The organism is Streptomyces sp. NPDC048353 (assembly GCF_055587165.1).
This window is the reverse complement of the sequence record NZ_JBVJGU010000007.1, coordinates 157,073-174,972: the sequence shown is the minus strand read 5'-3', so window position 1 is coordinate 174,972 and position 17,900 is coordinate 157,073. Positions and strand designations below refer to the sequence as shown.

Annotated in this window: 18 protein-coding genes and 7 tRNA genes; 14 read left to right on the top strand and 11 right to left on the bottom strand. The window is 72.7% G+C overall.

All coding sequences use genetic code 11. From position 1 onward, the window contains the following. Nucleotides 1-19 precede the first annotated feature (19 nt). Complete coding sequence (locus tag ACZ6RC_RS24940) at nt 20-307, top strand: TFIIB-type zinc ribbon-containing protein (protein WP_453618139.1); 288 nt, start codon at nt 20-22, stop codon at nt 305-307. A gap of 60 nt (nt 308-367) precedes the next feature. On the opposite strand, the gene ACZ6RC_RS24935 is transcribed toward ACZ6RC_RS24940, so the two are convergent. From ACZ6RC_RS24935 to ACZ6RC_RS24915, 5 genes are all read right to left on the bottom strand, one after another. After that, nucleotides 368-439: transfer RNA gene (locus ACZ6RC_RS24935), tRNA-Val, on the bottom strand. A gap of 41 nt (nt 440-480) precedes the next feature. Further along, nucleotides 481-552, bottom strand: a tRNA-Val gene (locus tag ACZ6RC_RS24930). A 35-nt stretch (nt 553-587) separates the two neighbouring features. Continuing rightward, nucleotides 588-659: transfer RNA gene (locus ACZ6RC_RS24925), tRNA-Val, on the bottom strand. Between the two features lies 1 nt (nt 660). After that, nucleotides 661-734: transfer RNA gene (locus ACZ6RC_RS24920), tRNA-Cys, on the bottom strand. Nucleotides 735-773: 39 nt separating this feature from the next. Next, nucleotides 774-846: transfer RNA gene (locus ACZ6RC_RS24915), tRNA-Gly, on the bottom strand. Between the two features lie 243 nt (nt 847-1,089). Here ACZ6RC_RS24915 and ACZ6RC_RS24910 point away from each other — a divergent pair. From ACZ6RC_RS24910 to ACZ6RC_RS24900, 3 genes are read left to right on the top strand one after another with little or no spacing between them, the layout of a single operon-like run. Continuing rightward, nucleotides 1,090-2,142 carry a chorismate-binding protein gene (locus ACZ6RC_RS24910; RefSeq protein WP_469587066.1) on the top strand — a complete coding sequence of 351 codons (1,053 nt, stop codon included), beginning with the start codon at nt 1,090-1,092 and terminating at the stop codon, nt 2,140-2,142. After that, a complete protein-coding gene (locus ACZ6RC_RS24905; RefSeq protein ID WP_469587063.1) occupies nt 2,139-2,969 on the top strand; it encodes an aminotransferase class IV in 831 nt (276 codons plus the stop codon). The genes ACZ6RC_RS24910 and ACZ6RC_RS24905 overlap by 4 nt, the downstream gene beginning before the upstream one ends. Nucleotides 2,970-3,025: 56 nt before the next feature. Next, complete coding sequence (locus tag ACZ6RC_RS24900) at nt 3,026-3,865, top strand: GNAT family N-acetyltransferase (RefSeq protein ID WP_391144961.1); 840 nt, start codon at nt 3,026-3,028, stop codon at nt 3,863-3,865. On the opposite strand, the gene ACZ6RC_RS24895 is transcribed toward ACZ6RC_RS24900, so the two are convergent. Further along, the gene (locus ACZ6RC_RS24895) at nt 3,862-4,383 is read right to left on the bottom strand and encodes a DsbA family protein (RefSeq protein ID WP_469587059.1); all 522 of its coding nucleotides are present in this window, start codon (nt 4,381-4,383) and stop codon (nt 3,862-3,864) included. The two genes, ACZ6RC_RS24900 and ACZ6RC_RS24895, sit on opposite strands and share 4 nt — an antisense overlap. 166 nt (nt 4,384-4,549) lie before the next feature. On the opposite strand from ACZ6RC_RS24895, the gene ACZ6RC_RS24890 reads away from it, so the two are divergent. Together ACZ6RC_RS24890 and ACZ6RC_RS24885 are read left to right on the top strand one after the other, a co-directional pair. Then, nucleotides 4,550-4,978: a hypothetical protein gene (locus ACZ6RC_RS24890; protein WP_469587056.1), complete on the top strand. Its 429-nt coding sequence runs from the start codon at nt 4,550-4,552 to the stop codon at nt 4,976-4,978. Between the two features lie 95 nt (nt 4,979-5,073). Beyond that, complete coding sequence (locus ACZ6RC_RS24885; protein WP_391144969.1) at nt 5,074-5,226, top strand: hypothetical protein; 153 nt, start codon at nt 5,074-5,076, stop codon at nt 5,224-5,226. A 19-nt stretch (nt 5,227-5,245) separates the two neighbouring features. Here the strand turns inward: ACZ6RC_RS24885 and ACZ6RC_RS24880 are convergent, their stop codons facing one another. Continuing rightward, complete coding sequence (locus ACZ6RC_RS24880; RefSeq protein ID WP_469587053.1) at nt 5,246-5,803, bottom strand: CGNR zinc finger domain-containing protein; 558 nt, start codon at nt 5,801-5,803, stop codon at nt 5,246-5,248. Between the two features lie 344 nt (nt 5,804-6,147). Next, entirely contained in the window at nt 6,148-6,561 is a 414-nt protein-coding gene (locus tag ACZ6RC_RS24875; protein WP_015032345.1) for an SsgA family sporulation/cell division regulator, read from the bottom strand. 190 nt (nt 6,562-6,751) lie between these two features. On the opposite strand from ACZ6RC_RS24875, the gene ACZ6RC_RS24870 reads away from it, so the two are divergent. Then, entirely contained in the window at nt 6,752-7,174 is a 423-nt protein-coding gene (locus ACZ6RC_RS24870; protein WP_391144974.1) for a TIGR02611 family protein, read from the top strand. Between the two features lie 55 nt (nt 7,175-7,229). Continuing rightward, nucleotides 7,230-7,304, top strand: a tRNA-Val gene (locus ACZ6RC_RS24865). A 57-nt stretch (nt 7,305-7,361) separates the two neighbouring features. Here the strand turns inward: ACZ6RC_RS24865 and ACZ6RC_RS24860 are convergent. Continuing rightward, nucleotides 7,362-9,929 carry an SCO7613 C-terminal domain-containing membrane protein gene (locus ACZ6RC_RS24860; RefSeq protein ID WP_469587049.1) on the bottom strand — a complete coding sequence of 856 codons (2,568 nt, stop codon included), beginning with the start codon at nt 9,927-9,929 and terminating at the stop codon, nt 7,362-7,364. An 83-nt stretch (nt 9,930-10,012) separates the two neighbouring features. Here ACZ6RC_RS24860 and ACZ6RC_RS24855 point away from each other — a divergent pair, with 83 nt between their 5' ends. After that, nucleotides 10,013-10,459 carry an SRPBCC family protein gene (locus tag ACZ6RC_RS24855; protein WP_469587046.1) on the top strand — a complete coding sequence of 149 codons (447 nt, stop codon included), beginning with the start codon at nt 10,013-10,015 and terminating at the stop codon, nt 10,457-10,459. A 39-nt stretch (nt 10,460-10,498) separates the two neighbouring features. Further along, nucleotides 10,499-10,570: transfer RNA gene (locus tag ACZ6RC_RS24850), tRNA-Val, on the top strand. A gap of 63 nt (nt 10,571-10,633) precedes the next feature. On the opposite strand, the gene ACZ6RC_RS24845 is transcribed toward ACZ6RC_RS24850, so the two are convergent. Next, nucleotides 10,634-11,359: a 3'-5' exonuclease gene (locus ACZ6RC_RS24845; protein WP_453618124.1), complete on the bottom strand. Its 726-nt coding sequence runs from the start codon at nt 11,357-11,359 to the stop codon at nt 10,634-10,636. Nucleotides 11,360-11,479: 120 nt separating this feature from the next. On the opposite strand from ACZ6RC_RS24845, the gene ACZ6RC_RS24840 reads away from it, so the two are divergent. The 4 genes from ACZ6RC_RS24840 (at nt 11,480) to ACZ6RC_RS24825 (ending at nt 16,177) form a co-directional block, all read left to right on the top strand. Then, entirely contained in the window at nt 11,480-12,046 is a 567-nt protein-coding gene (locus ACZ6RC_RS24840) for a DUF4365 domain-containing protein (protein ID WP_453618123.1), read from the top strand. Further along, a complete protein-coding gene (locus ACZ6RC_RS24835; RefSeq protein WP_469587042.1) occupies nt 12,046-13,317 on the top strand; it encodes a hypothetical protein in 1,272 nt (423 codons plus the stop codon). Before ACZ6RC_RS24840 ends, ACZ6RC_RS24835 begins: the two co-directional genes overlap by 1 nt. Nucleotides 13,318-13,471: 154 nt before the next feature. Continuing rightward, nucleotides 13,472-15,448, top strand: coding sequence for a threonine--tRNA ligase (gene thrS, locus ACZ6RC_RS24830; protein WP_391144991.1), 1,977 nt, complete (start codon nt 13,472-13,474; stop codon nt 15,446-15,448). Nucleotides 15,449-15,613: 165 nt separating this feature from the next. Then, nucleotides 15,614-16,177 carry an HIT family protein gene (locus tag ACZ6RC_RS24825; RefSeq protein ID WP_469587037.1) on the top strand — a complete coding sequence of 188 codons (564 nt, stop codon included), beginning with the start codon at nt 15,614-15,616 and terminating at the stop codon, nt 16,175-16,177. A gap of 58 nt (nt 16,178-16,235) precedes the next feature. Here ACZ6RC_RS24825 and ACZ6RC_RS24820 read toward each other — a convergent pair whose 3' ends face one another. Beyond that, nucleotides 16,236-17,894, bottom strand: a complete 1,659-nt coding sequence (locus tag ACZ6RC_RS24820; RefSeq protein ID WP_391144997.1) for a hypothetical protein — start codon at nt 17,892-17,894, stop codon at nt 16,236-16,238. Nucleotides 17,895-17,900 lie beyond the last annotated feature (6 nt).

Sequence of the window (17,900 nt, the reverse complement as noted above, 5' to 3'; positions counted from 1 at the left end):
GCAGGGAGTTGAGCCGAGCATGCAGTGTCCCAAGTGCCATGCAGCGATGCACACGTACAACCGCAATGGCGTCCAGATCGAGCAGTGCAGCGGCTGCCGCGGGATATTCCTCGACTATGGCGAGCTGGAGTCCCTGACCCGCCTGGAGTCGCAGTGGGTCCAGCAGGCGCCGCCCGCCCCCGCCCCGCCGGCGTACCCGGCGCAGCCCGCCCCCGCCGCGCCCGCCTGGGGCGCCCCGCACCACGGCGGCCACCACGGCGGGCACCACCGCCAGCGCGGTTTCGGCCGCATGCTCTTCTCCTCCTGACGAGGGGAGCGGGCACGAAGAAGCCCCCGGCCGCTCAGGCGGCCGGGGGCTTCTTTACCGTGCGCGATACTGGGATTGAACCAGTGACCTCTTCCGTGTCAGGGAAGCGCTCTCCCGCTGAGCTAATCGCGCGGGACGGTCCCGAACGATACAGGACCAGGGGGTGTGCTGCGTGCGCGATACTGGGATTGAACCAGTGACCTCTTCCGTGTCAGGGAAGCGCTCTCCCGCTGAGCTAATCGCGCGGGGATCCTTGCGGACCGTGATCCTTGCGGATCCGTGGACGATACTGGGATTGAACCAGTGACCTCTTCCGTGTCAGGGAAGCGCTCTCCCGCTGAGCTAATCGTCCTTGGAGGTGGAGACGGGATTTGAACCCGTGTAGACGGCTTTGCAGGCCGTTGCCTCGCCTCTCGGCCACTCCACCAGGAGTGAATACGGGGAGTCGGGAAGATCCCCCACATCGAGCGGACGACGAGATTCGAACTCGCGACCCTCACCTTGGCAAGGTGATGCTCTACCAACTGAGCCACGTCCGCTTGTCGGTTCCGGTCCGCTTGCGCGTCCCGGCGACGTGTTGAACTCTAGCGGATTCCCGGGCCAGCACAAAAACGCGTTTCCGCAGCGTGCTGAGCTGCCCGCTTGTCCGAGGCCCCGGCCGGGCGCCCGCGAGCGTTCGCCAGGCGTTCACTCCCCGTGTTCCCCGGGTGGCTCGCAGCCCTCGCGTCCCGCCCCTTCGGCCGGCCCCGGTCCTCGCGCCGTGACCGGCCTAGACTCGCACCGTGCACGACCTTGCTCCTCTGGCCCGCTTCGGCGGCCTCGTCGCGACCGACCTGCGGGATGTCACCAGTGACCCCGAGGCCCTGGACTCCGCCGGCTTCTGGGCCGTCTCCGCGGACTTCGAGGGCCGCCTGACCTGCGCCCGCTTCGGTGACGTACGGACCGAGCCCGTCCCCGGGCCGGTCCCGGGCGCCTGGCGCGGCCCCGCCGGGGGTGACTGGACGTCCTCGCTCGACCGCGCGGCGTACACCGCGGGCGTACGCCGGATCCGGGAGCACATCGCGCGCGGCGAGGTCTACCAGGCCAATCTCTGCCGGGTGCTGTCCGCGCCGCTGCCCGAGCCGGAGGGCGCCGACGTCGACGCGCTCACCGCACTCCTCGCGCGCGGCAACCCCGCGCCGTACGCCGGAACGATTCGGCTGCCCGCCCACGGTGTCGAGATCGCCACCGCCTCCCCGGAGCTGTATCTGCGCCGCGACGGCGGAACCGTCGAGTCCGGCCCGATCAAGGGCACCGGGCGGACGGCCGAGGACCTCCTGGAGAAGGACCACGCCGAGAACGTGATGATCGTGGACCTGGTACGGAACGACCTCGGCCGCGTCTGCGCCACCGGATCCGTCACCGTCCCCGACCTCTGCGTCGTCGAGCCCCACCCCGGCCTGGTCCACCTCGTCTCCACGGTCCGCGGCGAGCTGGACGTGAAGGCCGGCTGGCGCGAGCTGCTGGACGCCACCTTCCCGCCCGGTTCCGTCACGGGCGCGCCCAAGTCCAGCGCCCTGCGGATCATCGAGGCCCTGGAGACCTCGCCCCGGGGCCCGTACTGCGGCGGCATCGGCTGGGTCGACGCCGACCGGCGCACCGCCGAGCTCGCCGTCGGGATAAGGACCTTCTGGATCGACCGCGCCGAGGGCCTGCTGCGCTTCGGCACCGGGGCGGGGATCACCTGGGGCTCCGACCCCGAGCGCGAGTGGGCGGAGACCGAATTGAAGGCGTCCCGCCTGCTGGCGGTAGCGTCGGGTACGTACGAGGCGAGCGGAAAGGCCATCTCTCGATGAAACTCTGGGTCAACGGCGGGCTGTACGACGCGGAGGAAGCACGGGTGTCCGTCCTGGACCACGGACTGACCGTCGGCGACGGCGTCTTCGAAACGGTCAAGGCCGAGCGGGGCGGGACCTTCGCCCTCACCGCGCACCTCGAACGCCTCACCCGCTCCGCACGCGGCCTCGGCCTGCCCGACCCCGACCTCGACGAGGTCCGCCGCGCCTGCGCCGCCGTCCTGGAGGCCAACCCGGTGGAGCTCGGCCGGCTCCGCATCACCTACACCGGCGGGGTCTCCCCGCTGGGCTCCGAGCGGGGCGACGCCGGCGCCGGGCTCGTGGTCGCGGTCGGCGAGACGAAGCGCCGCGCCGACTCCACCGCCGTCGTCACGGTCCCCTGGACGCGCAACGAGCGCGGTGCGCTCACCGGCCTGAAGACCACCTCGTACGCCGAGAACGTCGTCGCCCTCGCCAGGGCGCGCGAACAGGGCGGCTCCGAGGCGCTGTTCGCCAACACCGTCGGGCAGCTCTGCGAGGGCACCGGCTCCAACGTGTTCGTGGTGCTCGACGGCCGCATCCACACCCCGCCCGTCTCCTCCGGCTGCCTGGCCGGCATCACCCGCGCCCTCGCGGTGGAGTGGACCGGCGCCCGGGAGACGAACCTGCCGTTCGACGTCCTGGACCGCGCCGAGGAGATCTTCCTGACGTCGACCCTGCGCGACATCCAGGCGGTCCACCGGGTCGACGGGCGCGACCTGGCCGGGGCGCTCGGGCCGGTGACCGCGAAGGCGATGCGGATCTTCGACGAGCGGGCGGCGGCGGACCGGGATCCCCGCCTCGGCTGACGCCCGCCGGGCAAATCCGGATGACGGCGGCCCGGCGGGTGGGTAGAACACCTCTGATGACCACCACCCTGCGGCCGGCCGGGCCGCTTCAGCAGACCAGCGACGGCGGGCGCTCGCGCCCCTTCGACGTATGCGTGAACAGCCGTCGTGTCGGCTCGCTCCACCTCTCCACCGCCCCCGGCTTCGGCTCCGGGTCCGGAGTGATCGAGGACCTGCGGATCGACGAGCGGGACCGCCGACGGGGCCGGGGCACGGTCGCCGCGCTCGCCGCCGAGGAGGTGCTGCGCGGATGGGGCTGCCGCGAGGTCCAGATCTCCGTCCCGTCCGCCGCCGAGGCGGCGCTGCGGATGGCCACCGCCCTCGGTTACGTCGAGCGCAGCCGGAACATGGAGAAGGACCTGCCCCGGGAGCCGCCCGCCCTGCCCGAAGGCATCGAGGTCCGCCCCATGACGGAGGCGGAGTACGTCTCCTGGTCGGTGAAGGCCAAGGAGGAGTTCGCGCGCAGCTGGATGGACCGGGGCGTTCCGGCGGACCAGGCGCGCGCCAAGGCGGAGGCCAGCCACCGCGAGAACCTGCCGCGGGGCCTGGCCAGCCCCGGCACCGCCCTCCACCTGGCGGTGCGCGAGGGACAGGTCGTCGGGCAGCTCTGGACCGGCCGCCGCGAGCTGAGCTCCGGGCGGACGGGCGCCTACGTCTACGACATCGAGGTGGCCGAGGGCCGGCGCGGCCACGGCTACGGCCGCGCGCTCATGCTCCTCGCCGAACGGGTCGCGCTCGAGGCGGGCCAGAGCCTGCTCGGTCTGCACGTCTTCTCCGGCAACACCCCGGCGATCCGCCTCTACACCTCCCTCGGCTACCGGACCACGCACGTCAACAGCTACAAGGCCGTGCTCTAGCGGGCAGTCCGCAGGCGGTCGATGATCTCCTCGATGCGGTCGCGCAGGCCGTCCTGGCTCTTACCCCCGTCGAGGCGCTTCCCGTCGACGACGTAGGTGGGGGTGCCGGTGACCTTGATGGCCTTGCCCTCCGCCTCGTCGGCGTCGACCGCTAGCAGATGCCGGCCGTCGATCAGGGCGGTGTCGAACTCCTCGGCGTCCAGGCCGAGTTCCCGGGCCACCTCGATCAGCAGGGGCTCGCCCTGCCGGCCGAGGTCCGCGGTCCTGGCGAGCAGCGCCTCCACGTACGGCCAGCCCTGGCCCTGCTCGGCGGCCTCCTCGGCGGCCTGGGCGGCGGCGTAGGCGAACTTGTTCTTCTCCAGCGGGAAGTGCCGCAGCCGTACGTCGACCCCCTCGCCGTACTTCTCGCGCAGCGCGCGCACGTCGTCGAGGGCATGGAAGCAGTCCGGGCACTGGAGGTCGAACCAGGCCTCCAGGACGACGGGGGAGGGGGCCGCGGGCGTGGTGGAGTCGCTCATGGGAGCAGTCTTCCAGCCCCCGGCGGCGTCGCCCAACCGGGACCTGGGGAGGAGATCGTCGGGGTCCGACCCGGAGATCTCCCTGAGGTCGGGCCCGGAACGTGGCCGAGACCGGCCCCGGCGGTGCAGGATGGAAGGGACGTATCGCCCGGCTCCTGGAGGACCGATGCTTGCCGAGACCATCTGTTCCGCGGTGTCCGCGGCGGGCCTGGGCATCGCCGCGATCACGGCGTACCGCAAGCGGTTCCTCACCGCTACCAGAATCGCGGCCTATGCCCTGGTTCCGGTGGGCCTGGTGATGACGGGAGTCGTGGAGTGGCTCGCCGCGACGGCCTTCAGCCCCTGGGCCTGGGCCGGCTTCGGCGTGCTCGGTGTGGCCTGGCTGCTCTTCATGACCACGCGCGCCGTCGAGCGGCGCAGGGGCGCGAAGCGCGAGGAGACCACCGGCGGCAAGCGGAGCGAGACCGTCGCGCCCGCCGCGTCGGCGCCCTCGCTCGGCGGCGGGCAGCGCGGCAAGACGCCCGAGCCGCGGACGACCGGGAGCGGGGACGACTTCAGCGACATCGAGGCGATCCTGAAGAAGCACGGGATCTGACGGCCGGACCCGTCCACGGGATGGGATGAACTGCCGCCTGACCGAAGCGTGTTGCGGGCGGTCCCGACGGGTGTCTGCGCCATGATCGCCCCGACATGTCGGACACCTCGCGGGATCACGCCCCCGCCGCCACCGAAGAGCCGCGCGGATGCCTGTTCGCGCTCTCCCAGCCGCCGCTCATGATCTTCCTCGCGGTGATCGGCTGCCTGTTCCTGCTGGCCGCCGTGGACGACCTCTTCCTGCTGTGAGGGGCCCGGTTCCGGCGGCTCAGCCCGCGGCTTCCTTACGGCGCGCCCGGTACGCCGCCACGTGGAGACGGTTGCCGCAGGTGCGGCTGTCGCAGTAGCGGCGCGAGCGGTTGCGGGAGAGATCGACGAAGGCCCGGCCGCAGTCCGGCGCCTCGCAGCGCCGCAGCCGCTCCTGCTCCCCGGCGACGACGATGAACGCCAGCGCCATGCCGCAGTCGGCGCCCAGGTGGTCGGCGACCGAGGCGCCCGGCGCGAAGTAGTGGACGTGCCAGTCGTAGCCGTCGTGGTCGGTGAGCTGGGGCGTGGTGCCCGCTGCCGCGACGAGCTGGTTGATGAGCGTGGCGGCGATCCGGGCGTCCGGCGCGGCGAAGACGGCCGCGAAACGGCCGCGCAGCTCACGGACCGCCTTGAGGTCGTGCTCGTCCAGCTCCCCCACACCGCTGATGTCGTGGTTCCGCACGAAGGCGCGCAGCGCCGGAAGGTCCTCCAGCTCGTCGACGCGGTCGCCCTGCGGAGCGGTGTTCATCAGTCCGACGACGGCGTCGAGGGCAATCCGGGTGTCGTGGGGGATCAGCACGATTCGCTCCCTGGCCTGCTGCGGGCGGGCGCCCGCGGAATTGCGCTGACTCTAGCGGCTCGGGCGCGGGGAGCCGGGGTTGGTCCGTCGCCGGTCCGAAAGCGGGCAGGAACGGGTCCGAAACCAAACGCCGCCCGGCCCGTCGGCCCCGGAGGCGGCCCTGCCGGCCGGGCGGGCCGAGCGGGGGGACTGCCGGGGGCGACGGAGCGGGGCGGCGCCGGGAAACGGACATCGGCGCCCTCGGCCGCGCCGGCTGCGCGGTGAGGACGCCGATGTTCGTATGGGATTTTCCGCGCGGCGCCGTCTCCCCGAGTCGGACGGCGCCGTGCGGCTCTCGGCCTGGCTCAGCTGTCGGCCAGGATGTGGGAGAGCTCGGTGTCGAGGTCGAAGTGACGGTGCTCGGTGCCCGGGGGCACGGCGGCGTCGGTCCTCTTCAGGAACGACTCCAAGGCCCTCGCCGGGGCCTCGAGCAGGGCTTCGCCCTCTGGGGAACTCAGTGCGATGCAGACGACGCCTTGACCGTGACTGCGGGACGGCCAGACTCTGACGTCGCCGGTGCCGGTGGGCCGGTGCAGCCCCTCGGCGAGAAGGTCGCGGGCGAAGACCCACTCGACCGTCTCCTCGGCTCCGGTGTGGAAGGTGGCGTGCACGGCATACGGATCGGCCGTGTCATACCGCAGGCCCGCGGGTACAGGCAGTGAGGACTCGCTCGACACAACGAGGCGCAGGTGCAGCTCGCAGCTGACCGTGGTGTTCATAAGCGCCAGGGCCTTTCGCTCAGTGTGCGCTCGGGGATTCGCACGTCGGCGAAATCGACATGCCACCTACGGTGCCGTTGTAAACCCCTCTGTCTGTTTTGTGATCGTTCAGGTAGCTCGTATGGGGGAGTGTAACTTGGGGTAATACGGCCAAACCGGTGATGGCGACGAATCCGGTAGGTTGGGACCCATGAATGCGGAGAGTGACGAGCGGACCGGGCAGTCCGCGGCGGACGGCGAGTCCGAGCTGGGATCCCGGGCCCCCGAGTTCATCAAGGCCCGTCGGACCCTGCATCTGAGCTGGCAGGTCGGCGTCTTCATCGTGGGTCTCGCCGTGGTCGGCGCCGGCATCGTGATGCTGCCGCTGCCGGGCCCCGGCTGGCTGGTCATCTTCGGCGGCATGGCGATCTGGGCGACCGAGTTCGTGTGGGCCCAGCTGGTGCTCCGCTGGACCAAGCGCAAGGTGACCGAGGCCGCCCAGCGGGCCCTCGATCCCAAGGTCCGCCGACGCAACATCATCCTCACCACCATCGGCCTGGTGATCGTCGCCGTACTCCTCGGGATCTACCTCTGGAAGTTCGGCTTCGTGATGCCCTGGAAGATCGACCAGTGAGCCGTCGGGCGGTCGAGGGGACCCGCTGACATGCGGTAATGTGTGCGGTGCGCCCGGGCGATTAGCTCAGTGGGAGAGCGCTTCGTTCACACCGAAGAGGTCACTGGTTCGAACCCAGTATCGCCCACCACCCGGACCGAAGGCCCGGAGACCGATCAGGTCTCCGGGCCTTCGGCGTCCCCGGCCGCTACCGCATCCGCCCCAGCCGCTCACGCAGCCGCCGGGCGTCCCGCAGCCGCTGCTCGTACGTCGCGCCCACCGCCAGGAGCAGCAGACCGGCCAGGGCCGGCGGCAGCCAGCGGGGCAGCGCCCCCACGGCCTGCACCACGTACGGCGCCAGCTCGTGCAGTCCGTCGAGGGCCAGCACCGCGCCGCCGAGCACCAGCAGCGCCTGGAGCCGGAACCGGGCCCCCAGGAGCGTCACCACCAGCGCGGCCGCCCCGAGCACCAGCGGCCGCACCCAGTGGGGATCCGTCCAGGCCACGAAGAGGCTCGGCACCAGCGTCGCCGCGAGGCCGGGGCCGTACGCCGTCCAGGACGACGCCTCGGGGTCGCGGCGCCGGCGCAGCACGCCCACCACCAGCGCGGGCACGGTGACCGGCAGCGTGTACGCCTCCGGCGTCACCACGTCCGAGACGGCGAGCCGCACCCACGTCGCGAGCAGGAACAGCCCGGCCGCCGCCCACCCCGCGAAGCGGCGCCGCTCCGGGCGCACCGCCGTCGCCGCCGCGATCACCCCGCCCAGCGCCAGGACGAGCGCCAGGACCGCCGGCCGGGAAGCGGCCATGCCGAGCGCGAGCAGCCCCGCCGCCGCGCCCGTGATCTCCACCGGCACCGCGACCGGCAGCCGCCCGAGCCGCGCGCCGACGGCCGCGGTCGCCGCCGGGACGAGCAGCAGGAACAGCGCCGCGTGGTGAGCGGGGAGCCCCGCGGCGGCCGCCGCGGCCAGGACGAGCCCGGTCCCCGAGGCCACGGCGGCACAGGCGCCCACGGCCCGCCGTGCCCCCGCGCCGAGGAACGCCACCGCGGTGAAGAGGGCGAGGAGCGCGCCCAGCACCCCGAACGTCGCGCCGCGGGTGTCCAGACCGGCCGCGAGTGCGCCGGCCGCCGAGGCGAGACCGCAGGCGAGCCCGCTCCAGCCGAGCACCTCACCCGGCGGCAGCGGGGCGCGGACCGCCGCGACGGCGGCCCCTGAGCCCCACGAGCCCCACGGCCCCCACGCCGGTGCCGGCCCGAACCCGCCGGCTGCCTGACCGGGCCCGCCCGCACCCGTACCGGCAGCCGGGCCGCCCTCGGCGGCAGCGCCCGCCGCCGCCCCCGTCGGAGTGCCGGTCGGCGTCCCCGTCGGCGGAAGCGGTGCGGAAGCCACGGCCGGCCGCGTGGCCGTGGGGGCCCGCAGCCCGCGGGTCGCCGGACCCGGCCGGACCGCCAGGAGCAGGGCCGCCGCCGTGGTCACGACCTGGAGCGTCAGGCCCACCCCGTACGGCAGACCGAACGACAGCGGCAGGACCGTCAGGACCGCCCAGGCCAGGAACACGGCGCCACAGCGCGCCCACAGCAGCGGTACGGCCGCCAGGGCCGCCGCCGCGACCGACAGCACCAGCGGTGCCGTCGACGGGTACGAGGCGAGCGCCGGCTCCGCGTGCCCGCCCGACCAGACCGCGGTCGTCCGCGCCGCCGGGGACAGGAGCGCCGCCGCCACCGGAGGCAGCGCCCACACCACCCCCAGCGCCAGGACGCCGCCCCCGGCGCCCGCCAGGCCGAGCCGCACCGCACGCGGCGCCGCCGACCGCAGCACCGTCGCGAGCGCCACGGCGCACACCACGTACCCCGGCACCTCCCAGTCGCCGGGCAGCGCCCCGCGCAGCACACCGCCGGCCGCCGCGATCACCGCGAGACCCGCCACCACTGAGGCGCCCGTCGCCGACCGGGCCTCCCGCCACGCCAGGCCCAGCGCGAGCGCCGCACCGCCCAGCAGCAGCGCGGCCGCCGGAACCGCGGACGTGAGCGACAGCCAGCCGCCCGACAGCAGCGCCCAGCCGCCGAGCACGCCACCGCCGACGCCCGCCGTGACCCGTACCGCCACCGGCTTCGCCCATAGCACCAGCGCCACGTCCGCCGCCGCCGTCACGAGCGCCGCCCACGCCGTCGCGAGCAGCCCCCCGCCCAGCGCCGGCACGCCGAGGATCAGCGGGAGCTGACCGGCCACCACCGCCACCGGCAGCGGGATCCGCAGCCGCCCCAGCGCCGAGCCGTACACCGTCCACGCGCCCGCGAGCACCGCGGACGCCACCGCCGCGTACCACAGTCCCGGCAACGCCACCCGGTGCAGCGCGTACGCGTCGAGCACCATCAGCGCCAGCGCGAGCGCCGCCACCGACTCCGCCGTGGAGGCCAGCCCGCGGCGCAGCAGCGCCACCGGCGCGCCCAGCGCGGCCGAGGTCACCACGAACAGCACCGCCGCGCGCCCGCCGATCCCCATCGAGCCCCAGCTCACCAGGGTGAAGGCGACCGCGGCGATCGTCAGCAGGGCCCCGCCGAGGGTCAGCAGCACGTTCTGCGCGCTGCGCGGCGTGGAGTCCTGACGCGGGGCAGCGGGGCGGCCGGCGGTCGCCGCCGCCCGCGCCACGGGCGGGTGCAGGATCTGCAGCAGCCAAGCCCGGCGGGCCAGCAACACGGCCCTACGGGAGTCGAGTTCGGCCAGCTCGCGGTCGACGAGCCGCAGTTCGTCCGCGGGCGGCAGGGGAGTGTTCATATCGGGAGTGTGGCGCGGGGCACATGCCGCGGCCATGCGCGCGGGTACTCAGATCCGGGCCTGAGTACGTCCACACTGGGGGCATGGACCGGTATCACTATCGCTTCCGCAGCGTCTGGCGCCTGGCGGCCCCGCCCGACGCGGTCCACGGCGTCCTCGAACGCGCCGAGGACTACCCGCAGTGGTGGCCGCAGGTCCGTGAGGTCGTCCCCCACGACGACACCACCGGCACCGCCCGCTTCCGCTCCGTCCTGCCGTACGACCTCGTCGTCACCGTCCGCGCCCGGCGCAACGACCCGGTCGCGCACGTCCTGGAGGCCGGACTCGGCGGCGATCTGGAGGGCTGGTTCCGCTGGACCCTGACCGCGGAACCGACCGGAACCCACGCGCTCTACGAGCAGGAGGTCGAGGTCCGCAATCCCCTGATGCGCCGCTTCGCGCTCCCCGCCCGGCCCCTCTTCCGCGCCAACCACGCCCTGATGATGCGCGGCGGCCGGCGCGGTCTTGCCGCCCGGCTGCGGCGGGTTTGAAGGAAACCCGCCGGGACCTGTATGGTTCAACCCGTTCCCGGGCGATTAGCTCAGCGGGAGAGCACTTCGTTCACACCGAAGGGGTCACTGGTTCGATCCCAGTATCGCCCACCGGGAGAGGCCGGTCCGTCACCACGACGGACCGGCCTTCCGCATTCCAGGGACCCCCCGGCCTCACGCCGCCGTCCGCAGCTCCGGACGAAGCGGCCACGTCGGATCCACCACCTCCGGCGTCCCGTTGCGCGCGAACCAGGCCTGCAGCCCCCGCGCCTGCGCCGCGTGCCACACCGCCTGCAGGGTGTGCAGCTCCGCCGGCGACAGCCGTTCGAGCCGGGACGCGAAACGCCGCGCCACCGCCCGTACGACATCCATCGCCGCCGTCGCGTCGGCGGCCGCGTCGTGCGCGCCCTCCAGCTCCACTCCGTACAGCTCGCAGAGGTCCGTCAGCGTGCGGCGGCCCTTGCGGTAGCGGTCCAGATGCCGGTCGAGGACCCGCGGATCCAGCACGCACAGCGGCGTGTTCTGCAGATAGCGGCCCAGCGAGGAGGCGCGGTGGCGGCGCAGCTCGCGGTCCAGGATGGTCAGGTCGAAGGGAGCGTTCATCACCACCAGTGGGCGGCCCGCCGCGCACTGCTCGGCGAGTGCCCGCCCCAGCTCCTCCATCACCGGCGCGGGCCAGCGTCCGTTCCGCTGGAGGTGAATGTCCGTCAGTCCATGGACCTCGGTGGCCGCTTCGGGCACCGGAACCCCGGGATTGACCAGCCAGCGGGTGACCCTGGGGCGCCCGCCCGCCATGTCCTGGACGACGAGGGCGGCCGAGACGATCCGGTCCTCCTCGACGTCGACTCCCGTGGTTTCCGTGTCGAACGCGGCCAGGGGCCCCTCATACCAGTGCGTCATCCCCGAACTCCTCGCACGTGTGCGGCAGATGGCGATCGCCCTGCCCGAATCGGTGATACCCGGGCTGTTTGCGCCGTACGCGGGCCGGTGACAACACAGATGACGGGGAAGGGAATTGACATGGCGCTCGCCCAGCCCGAATCGGGAGGGCTGCCGCCCCAACGGGCAGCACCGCTGCGCGGCTCACTCGCCACCACCGCCTGCATGGAGACCCTGCAGGTGGGCTATCTCCACGCGGTCGCGGCGGCGGCGGGCTGTTCGCTGTCGCAGCCGTTTCCGGACAACGGCATCGACTGGCACGTGAGCCACGGCTCTCCCGGCCACACGGTCGACGACGAAGTGACCATCAAGGTGCAGCTCAAATGCACCTATCAGACAGCGCCACGGCCGCCCGGGGCCACGTTCTCGTTCACCCTCGACAACGGCCACCTGGCGAAGCTCGCCCGGACGCCCGTGTCGGTGCACAAGATCCTGGTCGTGATGCTCGTCCCGCGATCCCAGGAGGACTGGCTGCGGGCCGGGCACGACCGGCTCGACCTGCGGCACTGCTGTTACTGGATCAACCTGGCCGGACACCCGGTCACGGGACGGCACCGCACCACCGTGCGCATACCGACGGCGCGGATCTTCGACGACCGGGCCCTGTGCGAGATCATGGCCCGCGTCGGCGTGGGAGGGAGACCTTGATGCACCGGCCGATCGACGAACCGGAGGGCGGGGCCGGCCACGGGCCCGTCCCCCCGCCCTTCCGCCCCCACCCCACCCCCGGCGAACTGCCCGGCGCCCCCTGGGGGGACACGGAGGGCCCGCCGGACCCTGGGCAGGTGGACCCGCGGGTCCTCGGCGCGCTCCTCGCCCGCCACGGCTGGCGCCGGCGCGGCGGCGCCACCGGCCGCTACAGCCGCTGGACCCCGCCGGGGAGCGGCACGGGCCCCGCCTCGACGAGCCTCCTGGTGCCGGAGAGCCGCGCCTTCCCGGACTGCGAGGACCTCCTGGAGGACGCCCTCACCGCCCTCTCCCGGAGCGCCGCGCCCTCCGCCCGGGAGGTCCTGGTCGGCCTGAGCGTGCCGAGCGACGAGATCCGCTGGTGGCGGGACGTGCCCCCGGGGCCCGCCGGCACCGTGCCGTGGAGCGTCCAGGAGCAGCTCGGCTCCGCCGCCCGCCAGCTCCTGCTGGCCGGAGCCCTCGCCGTCCGGGCCCGGGCGGGGTACTACGGCGCCCGCCACCGCCGCCAGGCCCAGGCCTCGCTGGAAGCGGTGGTCGTCGGCGCCGCGCAGGGCGGCCGGGGCCTGACCGCCTTCGTTCCCGTCGACCCGGGCCGGGCCGTCGCCGTACGCCTCTACCACGCGCTCTACGCCGCCCGGGAGGCCGTCGACTACCAGCGGGCCACCGGCGGCATGGAGGCCTTCGACACCGCCGTGGAGGCGGGCGTCAGCCGCGAGCTGACCGAGGCCCTGGTCACCCTGGTCCGGGGCTCCGAAGGGGCCCGGATCGCCCTGGAGTGGGCCCCGACCGCCGGGACCCCGGCCGGCTGCGCCGCCCGCCCCGAGCCGGTCGAGTTCTCCCCGGGCGATCTGCCGGCGCTGCGCGAGGCCGGTGTCCGCTACCTCACCGACGAGCCGTCCGTACCGGTGCGGATCACCGGCGCCGTCGTCCGCATGCGCCGCTCCGGCCCCCGCGGCGAGGGGACCGTACGCCTGCGCGTCCTGGCGGGCGCGGAGGTGCCGCACGTGCGGGTCACGCTGGACGAGGAGGCGTACCGGACGGCCGGCCACGCCCACCTGGTGGGGCTGCCGATCCGGGTCGTGGGGCGCCTGGAGCGCCGGGGCGGCTTCCGCCGGCTGACCGACGCCACCGGGGTCGTGCCGGTGCAGGTGGACGAGTCGGAGCGGGACCGGCTGATGAAGTCGCTGCACGAGAACCTCGACTTCTTCGAGGAGGCCTGCGGCGGGGAGTGACCGGGGGAGCGGGCCGCCGGCGCCGGCGGGGAACTGTTTCGCGGACAGGCCCCCCGGCTCGGTACGATCCCTCACGACGCGGCACCTCGTCTCTGTCGCGCGCCGCCGGCGCCGGCACTTCGTATCTGCCCGCGCCCCTATGTATGGAGCACCAGTGTCTGATGTCCGTGTGACCGTCCAGTCCGCCTCAGGAGCCGAGGATCGGGCGGTGAGCGCGGGCACCACCGCCGGCGCCCTGTTCGCCGAGGACCGGTCGGTGATCGCCGCCCGCGTCGCCGGCGAGCTGAAGGACCTCTCCTACGAGGTCCGGGACGGCGATGTCGTCGAGCCCGTCGAGATCTCCTCCCCGGACGGTCTCGACATCCTGCGCCACTCCACCGCGCACGTGATGGCGCAGGCCGTGCAGGAACTCTTCCCCGAGGCCAAGCTGGGCATCGGCCCGCCGGTCCGTGACGGCTTCTACTACGACTTCGACGTCGAGAGGCCCTTCACCCCGGAGGACCTCAAGGCCGTCGAGAAGAAGATGCAGGAGATCCAGAAGCGGGGCCAGCGCTTCTCCCGCCGCGTGGTGACCGACGAGGCCGCCCGCGAGGAGCTCGCGAACGAGCCGTACAAGCTGGAGCTCATCGGCATCAAGGGCTCCGCCTCCACCGACGACGGCGCCAACGTCGAGGTGGGCGGCGGCGAGCTGACCATCTACGACAACCTCGACGCCAAGACCGGCGACCTGTGCTGGAAGGACCTCTGCCGCGGTCCCCACCTGCCCACCACCCGGAACATCCCGGCGTTCAAGCTCATGCGCAACGCCGCCGCCTACTGGCGCGGCAGCGAGAAGAACCCGATGCTCCAGCGCATCTACGGCACCGCGTGGCCGTCGAAGGACGAGCTGAAGGCGCACCTCGACTTCCTCGCCGAGGCCGAGAAGCGCGACCACCGCAAGCTCGGCAACGAGCTGGACCTCTTCTCCGTCCCGGACGAGATCGGCTCCGGCCTCGCCGTCTTCCACCCCAAGGGCGGCATCATCCGCCGGACCATGGAGGACTACTCCCGCCGCCGGCACGAGGAGGAGGGCTACGAGTTCGTCTACTCCCCGCACGCCACCAAGGGCGCCCTCTTCGAGAAGAGCGGCCACCTCGACTGGTACGCGGAGGGCATGTACCCCCCCATGCAGCTCGATGGTGGTACCGACTACTACCTCAAGCCCATGAACTGCCCGATGCACAACCTGATCTTCGACGCGCGCGGGCGGTCGTACCGCGAACTGCCGCTGCGCCTCTTCGAGTTCGGCACCGTGTACCGGTACGAGAAGTCCGGCGTGGTGCACGGCCTGACCCGGGCCCGCGGCTTCACCCAGGACGACGCGCACATCTACTGCACCCGTGAGCAGATGGCCGAGGAGCTCGACCGCACCCTCACCTTCGTGCTCAACCTGCTGCGCGACTACGGCCTGACCGACTTCTATCTGGAGCTGTCCACCAAGGACCCGGAGAAGTTCGTCGGCTCGGACGAGGTCTGGGAGGAGGCCACCGCGGTCCTCCAGCAGGTCGCCGAGAAACAGGGCCTCCCGCTGACCCCCGACCCGGGCGGCGCCGCCTTCTACGGCCCGAAGATCTCCGTCCAGGCCCGCGACGCCATCGGCCGCACCTGGCAGATGTCGACCGTGCAGCTCGACTTCAACCTGCCCGAGCGCTTCGACCTGGAGTACACCGGGCCGGACGGCACCAAGCAGCGCCCGGTCATGATCCACCGCGCGCTCTTCGGCTCGATCGAGCGGTTCTTCGCCGTGCTCCTGGAGCACTACGCGGGCGCGATGCCGCCGTGGCTGGCGCCGGTGCAGGCGGTCGGCATCCCGATCGGCGACGCCCACGTCGACTACCTGCAGGAGTTCGCCGCCGAGGCGAAGAAGAAGGGCCTGCGGGTCGAGGTGGACGCCTCCTCGGACCGGATGCAGAAGAAGATCAGGAACCAGCAGAAGCAGAAGGTCCCGTTCATGATCATCGTCGGTGACGAGGACATGGCGGCGGGCACCGTCTCCTTCCGCTACCGCGACGGCTCGCAGGAGAACGGCATCCCGCGCGACGAGGCCATCGCCAAGATCGCCAAGATCGTCGAGGACCGCGTCCAGGTCTGACGCTCTCCTTGCCAGGAGGCCTCCGGGGGATCCCCCGGAGGCCTCCCGTCGTCCTGCCCGGCGGTCCCCGGCGCCGCTGCTCCCGCGGCCTCTCCTCCACCGCCGCGGCATCGCGGGCCCGGCGGATCCTCGCCCCGCCGACTTCTTCCGAACGGGCGAAGCAATATGCTGCACAGCATGACGATTGAGCCGGAGCAGCAGATCGGAGTGGGGACGCAGGACGCGTTCCAGCGCCTGTGGACGCCTCACCGGATGGCGTACATCCAGGGCGAGAACAAGCCGACCGGGCCGGGGGCCGAGGACGGCTGTCCGTTCTGCTCGATTCCGTCGAAATCGGACGAGGACGGGCTCGTGATCGCGCGGGGCGAGCAGGTGTACGCCGTGCTCAACCTCTATCCGTACAACGGCGGCCACCTGATGGTCGTGCCCTACCGGCACGTCGCCGACTACACCGAGCTGAACCCGCCGGAGACCGCCGAACTCGGCGAGTTCACCAAGCGCGCGATGGCCGCGCTGCGGTCCGCCTCCGGGGCGCACGGATTCAACATCGGCATGAACCAGGGATCGGTCGCGGGCGCCGGCATCGCCGCCCACCTGCACCAGCACGTGGTGCCACGCTGGGGCGGCGACACCAACTTCATGCCGGTCGTCGGGCACACGAAGGTGCTTCCGCAGCTCCTCGCCGACACCCGCGCGATGCTCGCCGACGCCTGGCCGGCCGCTTCCTAGGCTGCCCCTCTCGGAGCTGCCCCGGGCCCGATCCGCGGACCGGCCGGGCCCGACCGCCTCAGGCGTCGTAGAGGTCGGCCCTCCGCGGCGCCGGTTCCTGGACCAGGCCGCTCAGGATCAGCGAACGGTTGGTGAAGCGCTCCGTGTCCACGCCGTGATCGTCGAGCACCTTGATGGTCGCGGAGTGGACCGCGCGCATCACCGGGGTAGCGGCCCGGATCGCGTCGTCGGCCATGAAGCGGTGACGCCAGGGCTGGGCCGCCCAGGCGTGCCGCAGACCGAACGGCTCCGGCAGGACGAGCTTGCCGCCGAGGAAGTCGAGCACCGGCGGGAACCACGTCAGCGGGGCGCGGACCGCGAGGCGGACCACCTCGTCGGTCTCGATCAGCGGCAGCTGGATCTCCTTCGTCTCCCAGAACCGGACCGTCTTGGAGACCGCCTTCGTCTTCGCCTTGGGCTTGGTGGTGAAGAGCGAGTGGACCGGACCCAGCGCGTGGCCGGTGACCTCGACGCGCAGGGTGTGGAGCAGCGAGGTGACGGTGATCATCATCGTGAGGACGAGCTGGCCGTCCCAGAGCGTGAACTGCACGCCGAGGTAGTGCCGGTTGCCGCTGCCGAACTGCTGGTCGTTGCAGATGCGCTGTATCTCGTGCGGCTTGACCTGGAAGTGGACGACGTTGTCGCCCGCCGGACGGGCCACCTCGTCGGCGCCCTCGCCGATGGGCGAGACGATCCAGTGCTTGACGGTCGGCTTCGGGAAGCCGGTCTTGAGGGAGCCGCGCTCCAGGAGCGACAGCTCGTCGTGGATCTTGCGCACGACGTCCCAGGCGCGGAAGTCGTGGATCTCCCGCCCCTCCTGCGGCACCAGCTCCTCGGCGAGGGTCCAGCTGCCCCAGCGGGTGCCCATGCCCAGTATTCCCTTGGGGCCGGCGTAGAAGACGACGTTGGAGTGCTGCTCGGCGGTCAGCTTCTCCAGGTTCTGGCGGAGGTCCTCCGCGGCCTTCTCGGTCGGGTCTCCGGGGACCGCCTCGGGGATCCTGGCGGCGATCCCGCCGCCGCTGAGCAGACCGTCCCAGCGGGCCCGCAGGTCCCGGGCGGTGGACTCGCAGATCCGCTTGGCCAGGAACCAGCCGATGACCGGGGCCACCAGCATGGCCCGGAGGTAGAACGCCGGCAGCCCGCCGAACGGCAGCTTGAACAGGACCAGCGCGGCCAGCAGACCCGCGCCGAGGAGCAGCGCGGTCCCGACGGCTCCGGTCCGCCGGTTCTCCGTGCCGGAGACCATGCGGCGCAGCTGGATCACGCCGAGCCAGAGCAGCAGACCGGGCAGGAAGACCACACCGAAGACGAAGGTGACCAGCGTCAGCTTGGTGTCACGCTGCTTGCGGATGCGGGTGGCGGCCAGACAGTGCTCGACCACCGGCTGCGGCTCGGTGCCGAAGGACTGGATCAGGGCATTACGGGCACCGCCGAGCATCCGCACCTGCACCGCGCGCGCGAACGCCTCGCCGAGGTCCGGCCGGAAGAGCTTGTGCCACTTGCCCTCGACCACCTTCGACTGGTGGACGTCGTTGTTGGCCTTGAGGATCTCCTCGAGCGGACCGTCGCGGTACGCGGCGGAGGCGAGGGCATGCGTCGCCGCCGTCTGTCCGTCCGAGCCCTGGAGAGGGATCTGCGCCCCGGGTCCGAAACTGCCGATCGTCACTGCCGCCCCCATCGCCGC

What these genes read in the sequence shown, in the direction of transcription:
- ACZ6RC_RS24855 (WP_469587046.1), top strand. Translation starts at nt 10,013, where the DNA reads ATGGACCGGTATCACTATCGCTTCCGCAGCGTCTGGCGCCTGGCGGCC.
- ACZ6RC_RS24870 (WP_391144974.1), top strand. Translation starts at nt 6,752, where the DNA reads ATGAATGCGGAGAGTGACGAGCGGACCGGGCAGTCCGCGGCGGACGGC.
- ACZ6RC_RS24900 (WP_391144961.1), top strand. Translation starts at nt 3,026, where the DNA reads ATGACCACCACCCTGCGGCCGGCCGGGCCGCTTCAGCAGACCAGCGAC.
- ACZ6RC_RS24890 (WP_469587056.1), top strand. Translation starts at nt 4,550, where the DNA reads ATGCTTGCCGAGACCATCTGTTCCGCGGTGTCCGCGGCGGGCCTGGGC.
- ACZ6RC_RS24905 (WP_469587063.1), top strand. Translation starts at nt 2,139, where the DNA reads ATGAAACTCTGGGTCAACGGCGGGCTGTACGACGCGGAGGAAGCACGG.
- ACZ6RC_RS24895 (WP_469587059.1), bottom strand. Translation starts at nt 4,383, where the DNA reads ATGAGCGACTCCACCACGCCCGCGGCCCCCTCCCCCGTCGTCCTGGAG.
- ACZ6RC_RS24875 (WP_015032345.1), bottom strand. Translation starts at nt 6,561, where the DNA reads ATGAACACCACGGTCAGCTGCGAGCTGCACCTGCGCCTCGTTGTGTCG.
- ACZ6RC_RS24885 (WP_391144969.1), top strand. Translation starts at nt 5,074, where the DNA reads ATGTCGGACACCTCGCGGGATCACGCCCCCGCCGCCACCGAAGAGCCG.
- ACZ6RC_RS24940 (WP_453618139.1), top strand. Translation starts at nt 20, where the DNA reads ATGCAGTGTCCCAAGTGCCATGCAGCGATGCACACGTACAACCGCAAT.
- ACZ6RC_RS24860 (WP_469587049.1), bottom strand. Translation starts at nt 9,929, where the DNA reads ATGAACACTCCCCTGCCGCCCGCGGACGAACTGCGGCTCGTCGACCGC.
- ACZ6RC_RS24835 (WP_469587042.1), top strand. Translation starts at nt 12,046, where the DNA reads ATGCACCGGCCGATCGACGAACCGGAGGGCGGGGCCGGCCACGGGCCC.
- ACZ6RC_RS24840 (WP_453618123.1), top strand. Translation starts at nt 11,480, where the DNA reads ATGGCGCTCGCCCAGCCCGAATCGGGAGGGCTGCCGCCCCAACGGGCA.
- ACZ6RC_RS24825 (WP_469587037.1), top strand. Translation starts at nt 15,614, where the DNA reads ATGCTGCACAGCATGACGATTGAGCCGGAGCAGCAGATCGGAGTGGGG.
- ACZ6RC_RS24845 (WP_453618124.1), bottom strand. Translation starts at nt 11,359, where the DNA reads ATGACGCACTGGTATGAGGGGCCCCTGGCCGCGTTCGACACGGAAACC.
- ACZ6RC_RS24820 (WP_391144997.1), bottom strand. Translation starts at nt 17,894, where the DNA reads ATGGGGGCGGCAGTGACGATCGGCAGTTTCGGACCCGGGGCGCAGATC.